This window comes from Pseudomonas sp. NPDC089734, from assembly GCF_044748865.1.
GTDB lineage: Bacteria > Pseudomonadota > Gammaproteobacteria > Pseudomonadales > Pseudomonadaceae > Aquipseudomonas.
Genome location: NZ_JBIVGV010000025.1, coordinates 34710 through 54754, shown reverse-complemented (window position 1 = coordinate 54754; position 20045 = coordinate 34710). Strand labels below are relative to the sequence as shown.

Below are 20045 nucleotides of genomic sequence, written 5' to 3'. Positions count from 1 at the left end.
TTGAAAACCAGAGCATGCGATGCAAGATACTACTTTGCTTCAGATGATCACCGACGACATGGTCCCGACCCGGCAACTGCTTGAAGTATTGCAGGCCGAGTCACTGGTTCTGCATGGTCGCGACATGAACGAGATGGAACATATCCTGGCGCAGAAACAGGCGCTGGTGATCCAGCTTGAACAGCATGGTCGCAAGCGCAGCCAGGTGCTCACGGCGCTCGGACTGCCTGCAAACCGCAAGGGTCTTCAGGAACTGGCCAGCCACTCTTCAGTCGGCGAGCAGCTTCTCGCGGCTGGCGACGAACTGAACGCGCTGATCACTGAATGCCAGGCTATCAATGAGCAGAATGGTAGCCTTATACAGCTGCAGCAGGTGAACACAGCTCACCAGCTTCGCATCTTGAACGGTGTTGATACCCCGACGCTGTACGATAACCGCGGATCAACCGCAGGAAGAGCAAAACCGCGCCCGCTCAGTCAGGCGTAACTTCCTGTTTCAAGGTTTCATGCGTAGTGGCAGAATGCCTGTTGTTGCGTTGCCGTAGTATTTTGCCTGGAGATGGAAAAACGTGAATGGCTCAAGCGCGGATGATGCTCCGCAGCCCCCAAAGGTTCTGAATACACCTTTGGAAATCGCCGCTAACCTGCGGTTGCTACTTGAACATAATGATCCGCTGATCATTACCTTTCATGAGCGTTCTCAGCGCTTCCAGAGCTACCTGATCGAAGTCGATCGCGACAATAACGTCATGGCACTTGACGAGATGATCCCCCGGGACGGCGAACGTTTCCTGGCCAATGGCGAATCATTTCGTGTCGAAGGCTTCCACGATGGCGTGCGCATCGCCTGGGAAAGCTCGGAGCAGATGACCATCGTCGACACAGAAGGCCAACGCCTCTATCGCGGCGCACTGCCCACCGAAGTCATTTATCACCAGCGTCGCAATGCCTTCCGTGCCGCTCTCAAGCTGGCTCAACTGGTCGACATTGAAATCGGCGGCGACAAGCTCAAGGCCCCGATTGCCGGCAAACTGCTGGATATCTCGGCAACCGGCTGCAAGCTGCGCTTCGACGGTGACGTCTCCGAACGCATGCAACTGGGTCAGGTCTACGAACGCTTCATCGCCAAGCTGCCTTTCGGGGCAATGACCGCCCCCGTCGAACTGCGTTACCTGCACTTTGAAGAGCGTTTCAACACCACCTTCGCCGGCGTACGCTTTCACAACATGAGCGGCCTGGTACAACGCCAGGTGGAACGCTTCGTCTATCAGTTGCAACGTGAAGCCCGCCGCTTCGACAAAGACGACGATTTCTGATTGCCCCCCCGCAGGAGCCAATTCATTCACGAAAGGCCGGTAGATCTGGAATGCCTTCTCGCGAATGAATTCGCTCCTACCGTCCCACCCTCTGTCAGGGCCGGTCGATTTCCTCTTCTTCAGCCACCTTTGCCGGTTTCACCGGCTGTTCGGCGCTGACTTCCTGCTCAGGTTCTGGCTCAGGCTCCGCTTCAGGCTCGACCGTGGCCTGCATCTGTTCCTGAACCACTTGCTCATCGACCCGTGGGTCCAGTGCGACCACCAGAGGCGAGCTGGACATGCTGTCCGGCATCGCCACGTGATGCAGGGGCGCATCGTCCACCTGATGCTTGTGCGTGACGGCCTTGGGCCGGGTAAGCAGGGTCAGCACCAGGGCGATAAAGCTGACAAACGCATAGAGCATGTTGCTGCCCAGCAGCTTCATCAGCGCACCGGCGACCAAGGGACCGATACTGGCGCCGATACCGAAGGTCATCAACAGCATCGCCGTCAGCGACACCCTGCGCTCTCCCTCGACGTGGTCATTGGCAAAAGCCACCGCTAACGGATAGAGGCTGAACTGCACCAGCGACGCGATGAAACCCACCACCACCAGCATTTCCAGCGGCATCTCCGGCAGGACCGCAAGCGGCAAGGCCGCCACCACCAATACTCCCGCAAAGGCTCGCATCAGATGTGCCCGGTCATAGCGGTCGGAAAGCAGGCCCAGTGGCCACTGCACCAGCAGACCGGCCAGAATGCAGAACCCCATGAACATACCGACGTGCTCGGTAGACAGCCCCTGCTGCGCCGCATACAGCGGCGCCAGACCGTAGAAGGCCCCGACAATCAGCCCGGAAGCCAGCACCGTGGTCAGCGACTGCGGCACCCGACTGATGAAAAACCGCGGCTCCAGCGGCGCAGGACGCAAAGGTGCCGGGTGAATGCTGCGGGTCATGGCCACCGGCACCAGGCACAAGGCAAAACACATGGCGATCAGCATCAGAAGCTCCGGACCGAGGCCGGGATGAATCACCAGAATCAGTTGTCCCAACACCAGCCCCAGATAAGACGCAATCATGTAGCCGCTGAAGACCATCCCCCGCTGCCGCGCCGCCGCCTGCTCGTTGAGCCAGCTCTCGATGACCATGTACTGGCACATCATCCCGAGCCCGACGATCATCCGCAGGAACAGCCAGGCCGGCAGCCAGTTGATCAATCCCAACCCCAGCACCGCCGCACCGACAATCCCGGCACAGGTCGCATAGGCACGAATATGCCCGACACGGCCGATCAACCGGTGTCCGACCTTGCCCCCCAGCACCAGCCCGAAATAGTTGGCCGCCATCAGCGCACCGATCCACAGGCCGTCCACCTCATCGGCGGCCAGCCGCAAGGCCAGGTAGGTACTTAACAGACCCGAACCGATCAGCATCATCAGCGTAGCGAAATAAAGACCCTGAAAAGACTTCCAGATTTGGCGCATGGACGTTCCAAAAATAAAGAGCCGCCCGGACAGACGACTCCAAAACAACGGTTCTTAAACCTGGGCACCCAACACACGCCGCTCCCAGGGAGTTATTTCATCAAAAAAGCTGGTCAGCTCCATGTTCTTCGAGGCGATGTAGCCTTCGATGAACTCATGACCAAACAGTTCCTTGGCCACTTTGCTCTGCCTCAGACGCTCCAGCGCGGCATGCAGGGTACAGGGTAACCTCAACGCTTCAGGCACCTCGATCTCGCCTTGAGCCGGAGCAGTGGGTTCCAGTTGCCGCTCAATCCCGTACAGACCCGACGCCAGACTGGCCGCAATGGCCAGGTAAGGATTGGCATCAGCACCCGGCAAGCGATTCTCCACCCTTCTAGCTTGTGCTGCACTGGCAGGAATCCGCAATCCGGCACCGCGGTTGTCATGAGACCAGCACGCATTGTTGGGCGAGGCATAGGGATGACACAAGCGCTGATAGGAATTCACATTGGGGGCAAACAGCGCGGTGAAATCAGCCAGGCAGGCCTGTTGCCCGCCAATGAAATGCCGAAAGGCTGCCGTCGGTTGACCGTGCTCATCACTGAACACGTTACGTCCCGAAGCTGAATCCACCACGCTTTGATGAATGTGCATCGAGCTGCCCGGCACCTGCGCCAGCGGCTTGGCCATGCACACCACCGTCAGGCCATGTTTGAGCCCCACCTCCTTGAGCACGTGCTTGAACAGGAAGGTCTGGTCGGCCAGCAGCAACGGATCGCCGTGCAACAGGTTGATCTCGAACTGGCTGACGCCCATCTCATGCATGAACGTGTCACGCGGCAGCCCCATAGCCGCCATGCAGCGGTAAACCTCATTGAAAAAGGGACGCAGGCCGTTATGGGAGCTGATGCTGAATGCCGATTGCCCCTGCTCGCGGCGACCGTCCAGCCCCATGGGCGGCACGAATGGCTGAACAGGATCGGGATTGGGAGCAAACACAAAAAACTCGAGTTCGGTCGCCACGACCGGCGATAACCCATGCCTGGCGTATCGGGCAATGACCGACTTGAGTTGCGCCCGCGTCGACAGCTCACAACGTTCGCCGCTCAGATCATCGGCATCACAGAGCGCCAGCGCCCGGGGCTGCTCGCTCCAGGGCAGGCGATGGATCTGTTTCGGGTCAGCGACCAGAGCCAGGTCGCCATCATCATTGCCATAAAACCGCGCAGGCGGATAACCGCCCATGATGCACTGCAACAACACGCCGCGCGCCAGTTGCAGACGCCTGCCTTCCAGAAAGCCGGCAGCGGTCATCACCTTGCCGCGTGGTACGCCATTCAGATCCGGCGTCACACACTCCACTTCGTCGATGCCTGCCAAGTGTTGTGCAAGAGAATGGGGGTCATGGCAGGTCATCGTTCAATCCTTTGATTGTCATCGAGCCGTCAGGCGGCAACTCGTACACAATACTCACCGGGCGTTCGGGATATCAAGAATCAATCGTCTCCCCGAAACGCCCGTCACACGCTCCCGACACGCTCAGTCAGGTAGCCAGACAGAACGCCAGGCGTCCATGGCATTTTCGTCCAGCATCCAGTCACGCTGCACCTGCGCCCGAAATGCATCGCCCAACAAGGCGACTGAATCAAGGTCACCCAGATATGCTCGAATCGCCTTCATCCAGCCCTCGAATGTGTTCTTGACCCGAGTCACCGGCAAGTCACCCTGGAACGGCTCCAGATCACTGCAAATAACCGGCACGCCACATGCACCGAACTCCAGCAACCGCAAGTTGCCTTTACAGCGGTTGAACACCGTATCCTGCAAGGGCACCAATGCCAGATCAAGATTCAGCGAAGCCAGCCTGGCCGGATAGGCGCAAAGCGTAACTTCCTTGTGGACCTCATGGAAATGAGGCCGCAGGGAATCCGGACAGGCCCCCAGGCAAACCATTTCCACCTCGCTGCCCAACGTCTTGATGACATCGGCAATCAGATTCAGGTCATCCCACTGCTCATGCCCGCCCACCCAACCTATCCGTGGCCGGGAAGAACAACGACGCTCACCGGCCAATGCAGACCAGCGATCCGGTGCAAGACGAGTCTGCATCACTCGAATATCCGGGTGCAGGCCATCGAAGACTTGCGCCAGGACAGCACTCGACACCACCACGCGGTCCATGCAGGCGAAGGCTCCCCCCATCAACTGCAATGCCAGTTCCGGCGTTTTCTTGTGCCTGCTGAATTCCGGCAAACCCGGCAGATATGAATCGAGGTCATAGACCTTGAAGGCCTGTGAAAACTGTTTCATGCGCTGCATGGACTGCAACTGCGGAGCCTCAAGCTGGCGCTGCAGCACGATAGCGTCGGGAGAATAGCGCTCCAGCTCAACCACAGAGAGCAGACTGGACGACTGTGTGCCGTCGACAAGCCCCGCCGTACGCAAGGCATTGAACGGCTCGATGATCCGCTGCTGCCCACAGGCCGCCTTTTTCACGGGGTGCACAAGCACCGTCGGCAGAGGCGCCCAACTCATGGTCGGGCGCCAGGACAATGCGGTATCACCGAGTCTGAAGGCTCTGCCCGACTCAAGAGAGAAATTGCGATTGTATGCAGAATCCCGTGCCAGCACTGGCAGCCAGCGCTCATACATCCGCTCTTCCTGAGCAGCAACAGGGGGTGCAACTTCTCGATCGCTGATCAGCAATTGAACTCTGGGAGTCCACACATTGAGGTATCCGCCCTGCTGAAGCTTGAGGCACAGGTCGACATCCGACCAAGGCTCCAGTTGCTCGTCAAACCCACCGACGGCCATGAAATGTTCGTGGCGAACCATCAGACATTTATCACTCAACGCCGAGCAGTTCTGGTCAACAAGCAAACGCTGCATATACCCCGCAGCGTCAGCCGGCATATTGCGATAAGGCATCCCCACGGGCCCACCCAACCCCAGCAACATGGCCGCGTCACGTATCTTGCCATCGCCCCCAAGCAATTTCGCACCGACACATCCCACTTCCGGTCGCATGGCATGGTTCAACAATTGCTGCAGCCAGTCATTGCTCATGACGCCGATTCCGGAATCCAGAAACAGCAGGAACTCACCACGACTCTCATGGGCAGCATGATTGCGCACAGCCTGGACAGACTCCTCAGCACCGTACCTGAGGACACGCAAATGATCGGCGCCTAATTGCTCGATACCCGACAGCCAGTTGACGATCATAGGATCGTCATTGCCCTTATCCAGTATCAGCAACTCATAGTTGTTGTAGGGGGTGTGTTCAAGCAGGCTTTCCATGCAACGCTGCGCTTCAGCAAGATGCCCGTCGACAGTGACGAGAATACTGACGGGCGGTTGGCTGGCATGGCCGTAGTTCACTTCATAGCAGCCGGGTAAACGTGAACCGACTCCGGCCTGCTCAAAACCCCGGGAGCGTAAATGGCGCTCGATGACCTGCCGATCCTGCAAGCTGTCCTGCAAATTCAGCGCGCAGCTGGTAATGAACGGTTCACTGACATGCCCAACGCCCTCAAAACCGGCCTGCTCGATCAAGCGCAGGATGTAATCGAACTCAAACGCCTCGGGGTATTGAGCCGCAAAACAGCCCATGGCATCCCAGGTTTGGCGATTGAACCACCAGTGCCGCGTCATGCTGGACGGACAACTCAACAACAAGTCCAGATTCAGGTCGGGACGCAGCAACGGGCTCTGGCGGCCATTGTCGAAACGCATGGTCTCATCGGCATAGAAAGCCCGGGAGTCAGAGGCCTCGGCCAGTTCAAGAGCCAGCATGAGGAAACCGCTCGGAATCACTTCTTCGCCCGCATCCAGCAGCATGAACCATTGAGCAGCAGACTCTTTCAAGGCCGTATTGAGCATCTCCACTCGCTCAACAGCCTCCATTTTCATGACCATCACATCAGCGTGCGGCTCGACAACCAGCGGATCACGAGTCAACACACGAAGCCGGATGTCGGCGGCGACAACACCCTGCAAGGCATGGATGCTGTCGATGGTTTGACTCAACTTGCCCTGGCTGCCTTCGACATCCGTAATCACAAACTCCAGAATGGGGATGTTCTTATCATGAACACGATTCTGGACCAGTCGACGCTGAACACTCGTCAAAACCCTGTGCGAAAGCCATTCAGTGACTTCACATACGTCTGGCCGAGCCTTGTATTGGACAACGGCTTGCTGCGTCACCTTGATGAAACCGTCCAGCGCCGTCCAGAACTCGGCCTCCTGCTGGATCATTCGTTCACGTAGCATCGGCAGGGTCTGGCGAGCCCACTCAAGCTGTTCAGGGGATTGCCCCCACGCGATGCCATACCCCTTGGTTTCACTCTGGCCAATAATCTTCGGTGCATGTTCGTTGGGCAGAATGACACCGATACACCCACACAATGCAGCCTCTCCCGCGAGCGCCGAAGACTCCGTGGAATAAAAATACTCGCACTGCTGAAACACATCGGCCAATTCTTCCCACGAAGCAGGCCAGGTCGACGTGATCTCTATAGAGTCAGGCGCCAGCAAGGCGGGGTCGACTCTGGCCTGGGATCCTCGCCCCTGGTAATAGCAGATTTTTCCCGGAATACGCTTGTCGGCCTGCTCAGGCAAACGGAACACACGCCTGTCGAAAGGCGGCATGAACAAGAGCTGATCATCCGGTTGACCTGGCAACTGCAGGTCATGCGTATATCCGTAGAAGATATCGTCATCGCCATAGCCGTCCACATCAACGGCATTGAGAAAACCCGGCTGGTTGAGGAGATACCTGACCACGACATTTCCGCCCAGTGGATTGCCCGGCACCACCTCGGGGTAAACAACAATGGGTTCTACGCCCTGCTCACGATGCAAGGCCATGATTTCAGAGGTCAGACGGGGGGTCATCAGGCCCGGGTGGACAACATTGGCGCGGACATAAGCCTCATGGCCGGAGCGGATCAAGGCATCGCACAAGGCATGCAGTACGCGAATGCCGGCAGAGTTACGACGATAATCGAATGCAAAGATGTAATAGGGACTGGGTCGCGGGGCATACAAAGAACGGGTCACGAACGTACTCCTGAAAAAGATAGAGGGGCGCCCGATTTTTCAAGCACATAATCGGTCATTTCTTTTGCGCCCACTGGCCCTGCCTAAAATCGACTGCTCCTGTCCCGATGCCTCTGTCTTCAGGATGCCCGGGGCAATGCAGGCAATGAGCTGCGCGCCTGCCAGGTTCTGTACGAAAAGTTTTGAGACGAAGGTCAGGCAAGGCGAAAACGGTCGAGGAACGGTCGGAGTCGCGCTCGACTTTACGGGTTGTAAATGAGCATTCCGATCGGACTCGCGCACGAGACCGTTTTCAACGCAGCATCACCGAGTACCAAGACATTTCATACAAAACCCAAGCAATCGCTATCCCCTGTCCGGGCCTCACGTTACAAGCCTGTTGCCCTCGATTTCAGCACCCCTCAAGAGATTCCGGAAAACCTGTCATCACTTGATACGTTTGGCAATCAACCCGACCAGATTCCCGGTGCGCCATCCCAGGTTGACGTCCAGGTTCATGATTTCATGCACCTGCAAGCCCGCGTACTGAACCAGTTCGCGCAGTGATTGCTCGGTAAAGAAGTTCACATGCTCATGCCAATGCCGCTTAAGGCCGGCCAGCTTCTTGTTGCCGGGGTTTTCACGAATCAAGACCTCATTCGGAACCTCCAGATACAGCAAGGTATGCTCATCAAGAGCCCCGGCTATCTGCTTGAGCAGCTCATGAGGGTAAGGCACATGCTCCAGCACCTGGCTGCATATCACCAGGTCATATTGATGCTGCTCGATCGTTTCCAGACTCACAGCCTCCACACCTTCAACCGTCGCGACCGACGAAATGTCGTAAATGTGAGTGAGTTTGCTGCGGCCTAAAAACAGTGTATTGAGGCCGCTACCACCGCCCCAGTCCAGCACGGAGGGATTGTTCGGCACACGGCTTGCGAGCCAGTTTTCAACATCCCCCACATACTCCGCACGGCCCTCATAATGGGGGCTGGCCTTACCGTAGTTGGGTTCATAATATTGACGCTCCCGGTTATATCGCTCATCGCGGTAACCATGATAAAGCTGCGTCATTTCCTGATCGGAAAAGCGATAGTCCAGAAACAGCACGCCGCACTGCTGGCATTGCAAGGAAGCACACAAGGTATACGCCATACCCTGTTGCAGATCCCTTAACCCCCACTCTTCAGTAATCTCGACAGGCTCATGACCAAATACACGTTTGGCGACAAAAGGCATCAGCACAGCGGGTGAACGGTCAAGCTCAATGCTGGCGCAACAAATGCAACGCTGGGCAATCCGGTCGTTAGTCATGAATTGAGTCTCGATACAAACAAAGGGCTACAAAAGCAATATTCAGTTCTGGACTTAGCGGACACGACATCCACCCTCCACAACCTGATGCCAACCATTTATACAAGGAGAAGAATCGGGAGACAGAACAGCAATTACGTCAGAATGTTTATCTTTGCCCCCTCTGTGCAAGGGCAGCATCGGCCTGATCCGATTGTTGACGCGGGCAGCACACCTCCCCCTTTGTCGACGCAGCTTGAAGCAAGGCTCATCGCTGCTTCTGATCGCCGGTCTTCCCGCCAGAATTACTGCCTTCATGCTCTTCTCTCAGAAAGTCCGAACTGCATCAATATCGACATAATGAGAGCTGCCTGCTTACGCATGCAGCTCTCCGGAACGAGGTGATAATCGCCTGCAGACCTTGTATTACGTGACATCGGAGGCCTGACAAAGAAACGTCAACAACTCGACACATACCCCGATAACAGGGCTGTCAGGTATAGAAAGGCAATACTCATGCCATGGTGGGGAACCATGAGCTCAGTCCATTACTCCGCGCTTTACTCGATCACTTCGTAAGGCAACCCCACATAATTCTCGGCAATGGTCCTGCGCCCGGATTCCGAGCCCACGTAGTAGTCCAGTTCGGTCTGCTGGATCCGCTGGCTGAAATCATCCATGTCAGGAAAGCGGTGCAGCGCAGAGGTCATCCACCAGGAAAAGCGCTCGGCCTTCCACACCCGCCGCAGGCAGATCTGTGAGTATTTTTCCAGCAGGTCGGTGCGACCTTCCCGATAGACGCGGACCAGTATCCGGTAGAGCGTGCTGACATCGCTGGCCGCCAGGTTCAGCCCTTTGGCACCGGTAGGCGGGACGATATGCGCCGCATCGCCGAGCAGAAACAGACGTCCGTACTGCATGGGCTCCACGACAAAACTGCGCAGCGGCGCGATGCTTTTTTCGATGGAGGGGCCGGTCACCAGGCGTTCGGCCAGATGTTCGGGCAAGCGTGTTTTCAGTTCATCCCAGAAGCGTTCATCCGACCAGTCTTCGACGTTTTCATCCGCGCTGACCTGCACGTAGTAACGGGTGCGGGTGGCCGAGCGCATGCTGCACAGGGCAAAGCCGCGAGAGTGGCTGGCGTACACCAGCTCTTCGTTGACCGGCGGAGTATCGGCCAGCACACCCAGCCAGCCAAAGGGGTAGACACGCTCGAAGATCTTCAGGGTATCGGCGGGAATGGACTGCCGGGAAACACCATGGAAACCATCGCAACCCGCCACGTAATCGCAGTCCAGGCGCTGGGTTTCGCCGTGCCGACTGAAGGTCACGTATGGGTGATCGGTGTTGAGTCCATGGAGTTGAACATTCTCGGCGTCATAGAGGGTCACGGCACCTGACGCCGAACGGGCCTGCATCAGGTCGCGAGTGACTTCGGTCTGGCCGTAGACGGTGACAGTCTGGCCCCCCGTCAGGGCTTTCAGGTCGATACGTTCACAACGCCCGTCGAAAGCCAGCTCGAATCCATCATGAATCAGGCCTTGGGCATCCATGCGTTCGCTGACTCCCGCCTCGCGCAGCAGGTCGACCATGCCTTGCTCAAGCACGCCTGCACGGATACGGGACAGAATGTATTCAGGGTCCTTGCGTTCGATGATGACGTTATCGATACCGGCACGTTGCAGCAGTTGGCCCAGCAGCAGCCCGGACGGGCCTGAGCCGATGATTGCGACTTGGGTTTTCATTGTATTTATCCTGTCGTGAGTCTCTGTTAACCATTGGCCAACGAGACGTTTTTGTTTTTGTCTCCTGTATTTTTAATGGATGCATCAGGCATAAGAAGGCACTATCCAGTGCATTATCTGGATTTTTCGAGGTTTTTACGCGGATCCGACCATGCCCAGAACAGCCCCTGCTGCAATTCCGGTCTTCAAGCTGTATGGCGAAACCTCAGCCTGGCCGACGCCCGACCTGATCCACTGCGAGTCGATTCCCGAGCGCAGCAAGATGCATGAGTGGGAAATCAAACCCCATCGGCACAGTGATCTGGTGCAATTGCTGTATGTGCAATCGGGGCGGGCTGCGTTGACGGTCGAAGACACGCTCAGCCAGGTCGATACACCTTCGCTGCAGGTGGTACCGGCATTGAGTGTGCATACGTTCAGGTTTGCCGAAGACATCCAGGGCCACATCCTCAGCCTGGCCCGGCCTCTGGTGGAGCAACTGGAAACAGCGCTGGAGGGTTCGGTACTGGGGAAAGCGCATTGCTATACGCTGGGCATCGACAGCCATCACGTGGAAACCCTGTTCAGCGCAATTGCCACGGAATACCGACAGCGTCGGCCGGGGCGTGACCTGATGTTGCAGTCACTGATCAATGTATTGATGGTCTGGCTCAGCCGACGCGGTCATGACCATGAGCATCGTGACACGCAGGCCCCGGATCGTGGACGCGAGCATCTGCACGTGTTCATGCATCAACTGGAGTCGAGTTTTCGAGAGCACTGGCCCATTGATCGCCATGCGCAGACGATGGGCATCAGTGCCGCGCATCTCAATGCCTTGTGCCGTCGCCTGTGCGGCCAGTCGGCCCTGCAGATCATCAACCAGCGATTGCTGCTGGAGGCCAGACGCAATCTGGTTTACACCACCATGACCATCCATCAGGTGTCCGACAGCCTGGGATTCTCGGAGCCTGCGTATTTTTCGCGCTTTTTCAAACGGGAAACGGGCCTGTCGCCCAGGCAGTTCCGTGCACGGCGCTGAAAGGAAACGGGGCGCTTTGCGAGCGCCCCGAAGGTCTTACGCCACCACCTGATAACACGGCACATAGGCCGCACCACCGGGCAGCTTCATGCGGTGTTGTTCGACGAACGCCTGAAGCAGTTTGTCCAGCGGCTTCATGATCGCCGGGTCGCCATGGATCTGGTACGGGCCATGCTCCTCGATCAGACGGATTCCCTTGTCCTTCACGTTGCCGGCCACGATGCCGGAGAACGCACGACGCAGGTTGGCTGCCAGCTCGTGAGGCGGCACGTCATGGGTCAGTTGCAGTTTCGCCATGTTTTCGTGGGTCGGATCGAACGGATGCTGGAAGCTCTCCTCGATCTTGAGCAGCCAGTTGAAATGGAAGGCATCGTTGCGCTCGCGACGGAACTGTTTGACATCCTTCAGGCTGCGGGCCATCACCCGCGCCACTTCTGCCGGGTCATCGACGATGATCTGATAATGCTTCTGCGCAGCTTCACCCAGGGTCGCGCCGACAAAGGCATGCAGTTGCTGCAGGTACGGCTCGGTGTTTTTAGGGCCGGTCAGGATCACCGGGAACGGTACATCCTTGTTGTCCGGGTGCATGAGGATACCGAGCAGGTACAGGAACTCCTCGGCCGTGCCTGCACCGCCCGGGAAGATGATGATGCCGTGACCGACACGCACGAAGGCTTCCAGACGCTTTTCAATGTCCGGCAGGATCACCAGTTCGTTGACGATCGGGTTAGGCGCTTCGGCGGCGATGATGCCCGGTTCGGTCAGACCCAGGTAGCGACCGCCAGTGATACGTTGTTTGGCATGGGCGATGGTGGCGCCTTTCATCGGGCCTTTCATCACGCCCGGACCGCAGCCGGTGCAGATATCCAGGCTGCGCAGCCCCAGTTCATGGCCGACTTTCTTGGTGTATTTGTATTCTTCGGTGTTGATCGAGTGGCCACCCCAGCACACGACCATTTTCGGTTCTACGCCAGCGCGCAGGGTGCGGGCGTTGCGCAACAGATGAAAGACGTAGTCGGTGATGCCCTGGGAGTTGCTCAGGTCAATGCGCTGGCTGTCCAGCTCGCTTTCGGTGTAGACGATGTCGCGCAGGGCACTGAACAGCATTTCGCGGGTGCTGGCGATCATCTCGCCGTCGACGAAGGCATCTGCCGGTGCGTTGAGCAGTTCCAGGCGAACGCCGCGGTCCTGTTGATGAATGCGGACCTCGAAGTTCTCGTAGGCTTCAAGAATGGTCTTGGCGTTATCGACATGGGCGCCGGTATTGAGAATGGCCAGGGCGCACTGGCGGAAAAGTGTGTAGGTACTGCCTGAACCGGCAGCGCTGAGCTGCTGCACTTCACGTTGAGAAAGGGTTTCAAGGCTGCCTTTTGGGCTGACCGAGGCGTTAATCACTTGTCTTGGGATCATTCTATTTTCCATTAGAGCGATGCAGCCGAAGTTGCATCAGGATGGTGAGCATCGATGACGTTCACGCCTGATGGGTATTCTCTACGGCACTTGGACGGGAAAGCAAACACTGAGCGCCACAGTCGTTGTGTTCAGCATAGTCGCACGGCTGAAACTGTTTGAAATCAACAAATAACGGGCCTTTTGCCATATGGCTGAATTTTGACGCTGCAGGGGGCAAGAGTGAACCTGACCCCTTTCAGAGGGTCTGTTAGCTGATGGACTCACTCGACGGACCCGGACCACAAGGTCAGGAGCCTCAGGGTCTTAATTTCTTATTTCAGACAAAGATAATCATTGCCATGTCTCGTCATCTTTCTGCACTTGTTTCTCGTGCGCCTGTCTTCCTCCATGTTTCTCGTCGGGTGATCGGTACCGGTCTGCTCGGTGCGCTGTTTAGCGTCCTTGTTCCTCTTCATGCCCAGGCGGCCGAAAACGATCGCTGGGTCAGCGATACGCTCAGCACTTATGTGCGCAGTGGCCCTACTGACGGGCACCGTATCGTCGGGACCTTGAAGTCCGGGCAAAAGGTCGACCTGCTCACCACTCAGGGCAATTACAGCCAGGTCCGGGGAGAAGGCGGCGATACGGTCTGGATTCTCAGCAGCGATCTGCAGGAGGTCGCCGGCCCGGCCGAAAGAGTGCCGCAACTGACCCAACAGGTCGGCCAGCTCACCGAACAGTTGACGAGTATCGACAACACCTGGAAAACCCGCGTGCAGGGCATGCAGGAAACCCTGGATTCACGCAAGAAACTGATCGATGAACTGGAAGCCCGCACCCAGTCGCTCAACACCGAACTGGCCGATACCCAGGCGGAGTTGCGTACGACCCAGGCTCGTCTGGGGGATGAGAACAAGCAGGTCATGATGCGTTACATGGTCTACGGCGGCAGCATTGCCGGGATCGGCCTGCTGGTGGGTCTGATCCTTCCTTCCATGACCCGCAGCCGCAAGCGTAATGATGGGTGGGTTTGAGCGCGTCGATATATTGATGGCGGCAGGGAGGCCGCTTTCGCGAATGAATTCGCTCCTGCCAGTCGACATGTGGGAGCGAATTCATTCGCGAAAGAGCCCCCCCTTATTCATCAAAACTTCTCATCCAGAGCCTTTCGTCCGTGCTTAAGTGAATGATCGGACTATAGTTTTCCCATCTTCGGTCGACAAACTAAAGCGTCTTGTCAACTTGCCTGATAGATAGCGGAAAGAACTCCGCGCATGGAAAAACGTTTAATGGCATCTTGCCATTAGTTATCATGCGCACTCCGATAGTTGATGATGAAGCCCGAAATAAAGCATTTTCAGGTTTTTAGACGCACATTTTCACCCTCTGCAAGACAGGAATCTGGATGCTGGCGTACAACCAAAAACGCTTTCTTATCGTCGATGACTTCTCCGACTTCCGCAGTTCGGTAAGGTCGATGCTGCGTGAGCTGGGTGTCAAGGACGTGGATACTGCCGACACCGGCGAGCAAGCCCTGCGCATGTGTTCACAAAAGCGCTACGACTTTGTCTTGCATGATTTCAATCTGGGTGATGGCCGCAAGAACGGCCAGCAAGTGCTCGAAGACCTGATGGTCGAACGGCTGTTGAGTTACGAAAGCGTCTTTATCATGGTCACGGCCGAGAACAGCCAGGCCATGGTCATGAGCGCCCTTGAGTGGGAACCCGACGGTTACCTGACCAAGCCCTTCAACCGCGCCGGTCTGGCCCAGCGTCTTGAAAAGCTGGTGCAGCGCAAGAACCTGCTCAAACCGATCCTGCAGGCGCTCGACCGTCGCAAACCCGCCGAAGTGCTGGCGGCCTGTAATCAACTGATCCAGCAGGACCCTCGTTTCGCACCCCTGTGCCTACGCTACAAGGCCGACGCCCTGCGCGACCTGAATCAGAACGAGCCGCTGGAAAGCTTCCTCAAGACCATCCTGGCCGATCGCGCCACGCCCTGGGCCTATGGCGCCCTGGGCAATCTGCTGCTCAAGCGTGGCAAGGTGAGCGAAGCTCAGGATGTTTTTGAGCAGGCCATCAAGGCGTTTCCGACCATGCCGGCCTTGTTTGACGGTCTGGCCGAGGTGCTCGTGGCCCGTGGCGATGTCAAGCGCGCCCAGAGCGTACTGGAAAACGCCGTGCGCCTGTCGCCGCTGGCAGTGCGTCGCCAAAAACTGCTGGGCAAGCTGGCGCTGGGCAACGAGGATTTCGAGAGCGCTTCCAAGGCCTATCGCCAGGCCGTTTCCCAAGGCCAGCATTCGCGCTTCAAGGACCCTGAAACCAACCTCGGTCTGGCTCATGCCCTGATCAGCAAGGGTGGCGATCAAGGGCTGGATGCGCGGACCCGGGTCGAAATCAATAATGCCCTGGGCGACGTTGCCAAGGAGCACGGTGAGGATGAAGGCCTTCAGGTGCGTACCCGCTTGATGAAGGCTGCCAGCCTGCAGCATTCGGACCCTGAAACCGCCGCCAAACTGACCGAACAGGCCATGACACGCCTGGACAGCATGGGGCAGTTTCTCAGTGCGGAAGCCGCCATGGTCGTGGCGACCCAGCTCAAGCAACTGGGGCAGGCAGACGCTGGCGCCGGCGTGCTCAAGAACTGCGCGGAAATCTACGGCGATGATCCGGTCGTCATGAAAAATATCGCGGCCATGACCGACGATCCTGAAATCCTGGGAGCCAACAAGGCAGCCATCGATCTCAATATCCAGGGCGTGCGCAGCTACAAGGCCGGTAATCTGACCGAGGCGCAGGACCTGTTCCGGCGTGCGCTGGCCTTGCAGCCCAAGAACATCAGTATTGCCTTGAACATGGCCCAGTCCTTGTTGCATCCAGGCCAGAGCCTGGGCGAAGCGGGGCTTGAAGAATGTCGCGCCAGCCTGAAAATGGTCGGCAAGATGCCCGATAGCGATCCACGGTACGAGCGTTACCAGAAACTCAAGGAAAGGGCATTTGGCGCATGAGTGATAAAGAGAACGGACTCGATTTCTCGATGGTGATCGCTTCCACCGTCCATGACATGAAAAACTCTCTGGCAACGTTGACCCAGGCCCACAGCGAGTGGCTGGCACAACTTTCCAGCGAGCAACGCGATGTCCCCGAGCACGGCGTCATCGATTATGAATTTGCCAACCTCAACGGCATGCTGGTGCAACTGCTGGGGATCTACAAGCTGGGCGTCAATCAGCTTCCCTTGCGCCCCGACTATCACGAACTGGATGATTTCATCGAAGCGCAGCTGGCGCATCACCAGGAAGTGCTGTCCAGTCGAGGTATTACGGCCAGCTGTGACATTGATGCCCTGAGCCCGCTGGGCTTTTTCGATCGTGAACTGATCGGTTCGGTGGTGGCCAATATCATCGTCAACGCGATTCGATTTGCCCGTGAGGAAATCGTGATCAGCGCGAGCGAGGAAGACGGGCAACTGAAGATCGTCATCAACGACGATGGCCCGGGGTATCCGGCACATATGATCGAGAACCAGACCGACTACGTTCAGGGCATCAACCAGGGCACCGGCAGCACAGGGCTGGGTCTTTACTTCGCTGCACGTATCGCCCGGCTGCATGGGCGCAATGGCGTACAGGGGCGTATCGAGATTGCCAATGGCGGTGTGTTGGGGGGCGGGAAGTTCAGTCTGTATCTACCGTGAACTCTCTTCGCGTCCTGGCGTAGGAGATTTTCCGAAAAGGCTGGTTTTTTACTGGCCGTCATGCAGCCTTTCGCGAATGAATTTGCGCCCCCAATTGTGCAATTTCACAGTAACGCCACGTCCTGACAGTGCAAATCACCAAAGAGTTTTTGTTGTCGTCCCCCTAAGATCGGGAGTCAGCTGCACGCTGTATAAAAACAACAAGCTCCGAGGATTCACCGCCATGTCCAACCCATCGATTCGGGATGCCGGCGACGTCGAAGGCAATCATGTCTACCGTCGCATTACCCTGCGCCTTATCCCCTTCATCTTCATTTGCTACCTGTTCAACTACCTGGACCGGGTCAATGTCGGCTTCGCCAAGCTGCAGATGCTCGATGCCCTGAGTTTCAGCGAAACCGTCTACGGCCTGGGTGCCGGGATTTTCTTCATCGGTTACGTGCTGTGCGGCCTGCCCAGCAACCTGGCGCTCAACCGCTTCGGCCCGCGTCGCTGGATCGGGCTGATGATGATCACCTGGGGCACGTTCTCCACCTGCCTGCTGTTCGTCACCACGCCGATGGAGTTCTACGTCCTGCGCTTCCTGACCGGCATGGCCGAAGCCGGTTTCTTCCCCGGCATCGTGCTCTACCTCTCGCGCTGGTACCCAAACCAGCGTCGCGGCCGGATCATGGCGCTGTTCATGTCCGCCATTCCGGTCTCCGGCCTGCTGGGCGGGCCGTTCTCCGGCTGGATTCTCAACCACTTCGCGGCAGGCCAGGGCGGCATGGCCGGCTGGCAGTGGATGTTCCTGATTCAAGGCTTGCCGACCGTGGCACTGGGCCTGCTGGCATTCCTGCTGCTGTGCGACAAGGTCGAAGATGCACGCTGGCTGACACCCGAACAGCGTCAGCGGGTCAAGTCCGACATCACCGCCGATGAGCTCAGCCGTCCGGTGATCGCCGAAAAGACCTCTCCCCTGTCGGTACTGACCATGCCGTTTGTCTGGGTGCTGGGCTTTATCTATTTCTGTATCCAGAGCGGCGTGTATGCCATCAACTTCTGGCTGCCCTCGATCATCAAGAACCTGGGCTTCAGCGATGCGCTGGTGATCGGCTGGATCAGCGCCGTGCCGTACCTCATGGCGGGGGTGTTCATGATTCTGGTGGGGCGCTCGGCAGACCTGCGCAATGAGCGTCGCTGGCATCTGGTGGTGCCAATGCTGATGGGGGCAGCCGGTCTGATCATCGCCGCCAACTTTGCCACGGTGCCGGTCATCGCCATTCTGGGCCTGACCATCGCCACCATGGGTGCCTTGACCGGCCTGCCCATGTTCTGGCCACTGCCCACCGCCCTGCTCAGCGCCAGCGTCGCAGTCGCGGGGCTGGCACTGATCAACTCGATCGGACAGATGGCGGGCTTCCTCAGCCCCTATCTGGTGGGCTGGATCAAGGACCAGACCGGCTCAACCACCATGGCACTGTACTCCCTGGCCGGCCTGACCATCGTCGGCAGCCTGGTCGCCCTGCGCATCAGCCGCCAATCGAATGCCAAGGCACCGGCCACCGCGTAAACCTTGCCTGCGATGCCAAAAGCCAGACTCAGTGTCTGGCTTTTTTATTTTTCAGACTTGCTCAACCCAGAACCGATGGCTATGTAGAATCAAACGGTTTCGTCCTGTGTGCTCATCTCGGATCTGGAGAGCTTGAATGGATGTGTCTCGTTATATTCTGTTACTGGCTTTGATGGAGAAAGTCAGCACAGGCAAGGATGTGGCGTATCTGGTATCGAATGAAAGAATCGTTGCCAAGGGCGTCAAAGGCGACAAGGCATACGAAGAGCCGATTGTGAACATGTTGCACAATCATTCATCTCCTAAAGGCATGATTGTCGCATCCTATATTCCTACGGACATGTGCTTGGGTCTGCTTTGGCAAAAAGGACTGCAACAGGTAATCTACGTAGAAAACTTTGTTGCCAAAACTATTTCACTGAAAGATGACGTAATTTCCGACCCTGTCCTTCTAGAAGTAGACGAGGACGCTTCATTTGATATTGCTTCTCGGATAGAAGGAAAAAACTGGAGAGCTTTGAAACTAAAACTCAATACTTTCCCAACAACTCAGTCGTTATTCAATCAATGGCGCAACTTGCTCAACGATCCACAGACACAACGCAGCCTTAAAGCAGAGGCTATCTACGTCAGCCGTCGCTGCAACAATATTTATAAAAAACGTGTGAGTAAGAAAGCTGAAATCAACATGCTCACACGCATATCCACCAGCATTCCGATGCAGCCAGGAAACGACGACACAGAGCAGGAAAAGAAGGATCGGGTATGGATGAAAATTGCCTATGCCCTGGCCGCGGCGGCACTGCCTGACCACAGAACCAAGCTAGAAGAAGACAAAAAACCTTCTTTGTTACCGCATGGTCATAACGTTGCCGCCATCATGGTAAGCCCAACAGACCTCATTCTTGGCTGGGGCGTCAATATCAAAGACCTGAATGGCTGCTTCCATGCTGAAACGTCGATGATTCTGGCCTACTTGGCCAAGAACAATGCCAGCAAACTACCAGAAGGAGTACGTATCTACTCCACTCTGGCACCTTGCCACATGTGTGCAGGCCTGATCACCACACTAGGCGTAAATATACCGGTTGTTGTAGGCCATATGGACCCACGTATTAAAGACAGCACACTCGACAAGAAAAAGAATGGCTCCATACAACGTATGACTAACATGATGCCAATCACCGAGAAACCTGTTGTGGAACGCTTTGATCCAAGAAGAGGACCTCCTTCTCCTTCTGAGCATGCTGTATGGGTCAAGAAATTCCTTATCGAGAAAGGCCAATTCCCCACGGCGGCGGACTGGCTTGCTTCAGAGCACACAAAGGCAGAAGAAGAAAAAAAGAAAGGTATCGGTGTCACTACATTCCTGAGGACAGCCCCTCCCAAACAACTCTTTAGCTACAACCTGACCAGCCTTCAAGAGCTCCTAGATGCATGTGTAGGAGACCCCGGCGAAAACAAAATCCTGAAACGCGGCATTGACCTGATCGAAAAAATCAAAACGAGCGGTCTGATTCGCTAAACCACTCCTAGC

At 56.8% G+C, this 20045-nt stretch carries 14 protein-coding genes; 8 read left to right on the top strand and 6 right to left on the bottom strand.

What is annotated here, in order from left to right:
• Window positions 1–19: 19 nt before the first annotated feature.
• On the top strand, window positions 20–487 hold the full coding sequence (locus tag ACIPY9_RS23090; RefSeq protein ID WP_400707081.1) for a flagella synthesis protein FlgN: 468 nt from the start codon (window positions 20–22) through the stop codon (window positions 485–487).
• Between the two features lie 82 nt (window positions 488–569).
• Window positions 570–1316 carry a flagellar brake protein gene (locus tag ACIPY9_RS23085; protein WP_400707078.1) on the top strand — a complete coding sequence of 249 codons (747 nt, stop codon included), beginning with the start codon at window positions 570–572 and terminating at the stop codon, window positions 1314–1316.
• A 94-nt stretch (window positions 1317–1410) separates the two neighbouring features.
• On the opposite strand, the gene ACIPY9_RS23080 is transcribed toward ACIPY9_RS23085, so the two are convergent.
• From ACIPY9_RS23080 to pobA, 5 genes are all read right to left on the bottom strand, one after another.
• Window positions 1411–2781 carry an MFS transporter gene (locus ACIPY9_RS23080; protein WP_400707075.1) on the bottom strand — a complete coding sequence of 457 codons (1371 nt, stop codon included), beginning with the start codon at window positions 2779–2781 and terminating at the stop codon, window positions 1411–1413.
• 54 nt (window positions 2782–2835) lie between these two features.
• Window positions 2836–4077, bottom strand: a complete 1242-nt coding sequence (locus ACIPY9_RS23075; protein WP_400707104.1) for a glutamine synthetase family protein — start codon at window positions 4075–4077, stop codon at window positions 2836–2838.
• Window positions 4078–4302: 225 nt separating this feature from the next.
• Window positions 4303–7827, bottom strand: a complete 3525-nt coding sequence (locus tag ACIPY9_RS23070; protein ID WP_400707072.1) for a glycosyltransferase — start codon at window positions 7825–7827, stop codon at window positions 4303–4305.
• 426 nt (window positions 7828–8253) lie between these two features.
• On the bottom strand, window positions 8254–9123 hold the full coding sequence (locus ACIPY9_RS23065) for a class I SAM-dependent methyltransferase (protein WP_400707069.1): 870 nt from the start codon (window positions 9121–9123) through the stop codon (window positions 8254–8256).
• A 539-nt stretch (window positions 9124–9662) separates the two neighbouring features.
• A complete protein-coding gene (gene pobA, locus ACIPY9_RS23060) occupies window positions 9663–10847 on the bottom strand; it encodes a 4-hydroxybenzoate 3-monooxygenase (protein WP_400707066.1) in 1185 nt (394 codons plus the stop codon).
• A 151-nt stretch (window positions 10848–10998) separates the two neighbouring features.
• Between pobA and ACIPY9_RS23055 the strand changes: the two genes are divergently transcribed.
• Complete coding sequence (locus tag ACIPY9_RS23055; RefSeq protein ID WP_400707063.1) at window positions 10999–11868, top strand: helix-turn-helix domain-containing protein; 870 nt, start codon at window positions 10999–11001, stop codon at window positions 11866–11868.
• A gap of 36 nt (window positions 11869–11904) precedes the next feature.
• On the opposite strand, the gene ppnN is transcribed toward ACIPY9_RS23055, so the two are convergent.
• The gene (gene ppnN / locus ACIPY9_RS23050; protein ID WP_400707060.1) at window positions 11905–13278 is read right to left on the bottom strand and encodes a nucleotide 5'-monophosphate nucleosidase PpnN; all 1374 of its coding nucleotides are present in this window, start codon (window positions 13276–13278) and stop codon (window positions 11905–11907) included.
• Window positions 13279–13619: 341 nt separating this feature from the next.
• Here ppnN and ACIPY9_RS23045 point away from each other — a divergent pair, with 341 nt between their 5' ends.
• From ACIPY9_RS23045 to ACIPY9_RS23025, 5 genes are all read left to right on the top strand, one after another.
• The gene (locus ACIPY9_RS23045) at window positions 13620–14294 is read left to right on the top strand and encodes a TIGR04211 family SH3 domain-containing protein (protein WP_400707057.1); all 675 of its coding nucleotides are present in this window, start codon (window positions 13620–13622) and stop codon (window positions 14292–14294) included.
• Window positions 14295–14665: 371 nt separating this feature from the next.
• A complete protein-coding gene (locus ACIPY9_RS23040; RefSeq protein WP_400707054.1) occupies window positions 14666–16267 on the top strand; it encodes a response regulator in 1602 nt (533 codons plus the stop codon).
• Window positions 16264–16956 (top strand): sensor histidine kinase, encoded by a 693-nt coding sequence (locus ACIPY9_RS23035; RefSeq protein WP_400707051.1) that lies wholly within the window; start codon window positions 16264–16266, stop codon window positions 16954–16956. Before ACIPY9_RS23040 ends, ACIPY9_RS23035 begins: the two co-directional genes overlap by 4 nt.
• A 223-nt stretch (window positions 16957–17179) precedes the next feature.
• Entirely contained in the window at window positions 17180–18508 is a 1329-nt protein-coding gene (locus ACIPY9_RS23030) for an MFS transporter (protein ID WP_400707048.1), read from the top strand.
• A 136-nt stretch (window positions 18509–18644) separates the two neighbouring features.
• Entirely contained in the window at window positions 18645–20033 is a 1389-nt protein-coding gene (locus ACIPY9_RS23025; RefSeq protein ID WP_400707045.1) for a Bd3614 family nucleic acid deaminase, read from the top strand.
• Window positions 20034–20045: the final 12 nt, after the last annotated feature.

Bases quoted from the DNA above. Each gene is read 5' to 3' on its own strand.
- ACIPY9_RS23090 (WP_400707081.1), top strand. From the start codon at position 20: ATGCAAGATACTACTTTGCTTCAGATGATCACCGACGACATGGTCCCG.
- ACIPY9_RS23080 (WP_400707075.1), bottom strand. From the start codon at position 2,781: ATGCGCCAAATCTGGAAGTCTTTTCAGGGTCTTTATTTCGCTACGCTG.
- ACIPY9_RS23075 (WP_400707104.1), bottom strand. From the start codon at position 4,077: ATGACCGCTGCCGGCTTTCTGGAAGGCAGGCGTCTGCAACTGGCGCGC.
- ACIPY9_RS23065 (WP_400707069.1), bottom strand. From the start codon at position 9,123: ATGACTAACGACCGGATTGCCCAGCGTTGCATTTGTTGCGCCAGCATT.
- pobA (WP_400707066.1), bottom strand. From the start codon at position 10,847: ATGAAAACCCAAGTCGCAATCATCGGCTCAGGCCCGTCCGGGCTGCTG.
- ACIPY9_RS23055 (WP_400707063.1), top strand. From the start codon at position 10,999: ATGCCCAGAACAGCCCCTGCTGCAATTCCGGTCTTCAAGCTGTATGGC.
- ppnN (WP_400707060.1), bottom strand. From the start codon at position 13,278: ATGATCCCAAGACAAGTGATTAACGCCTCGGTCAGCCCAAAAGGCAGC.
- ACIPY9_RS23045 (WP_400707057.1), top strand. From the start codon at position 13,620: ATGTCTCGTCATCTTTCTGCACTTGTTTCTCGTGCGCCTGTCTTCCTC.
- ACIPY9_RS23040 (WP_400707054.1), top strand. From the start codon at position 14,666: ATGCTGGCGTACAACCAAAAACGCTTTCTTATCGTCGATGACTTCTCC.
- ACIPY9_RS23035 (WP_400707051.1), top strand. From the start codon at position 16,264: ATGAGTGATAAAGAGAACGGACTCGATTTCTCGATGGTGATCGCTTCC.
- ACIPY9_RS23030 (WP_400707048.1), top strand. From the start codon at position 17,180: ATGTCCAACCCATCGATTCGGGATGCCGGCGACGTCGAAGGCAATCAT.
- ACIPY9_RS23025 (WP_400707045.1), top strand. From the start codon at position 18,645: ATGGATGTGTCTCGTTATATTCTGTTACTGGCTTTGATGGAGAAAGTC.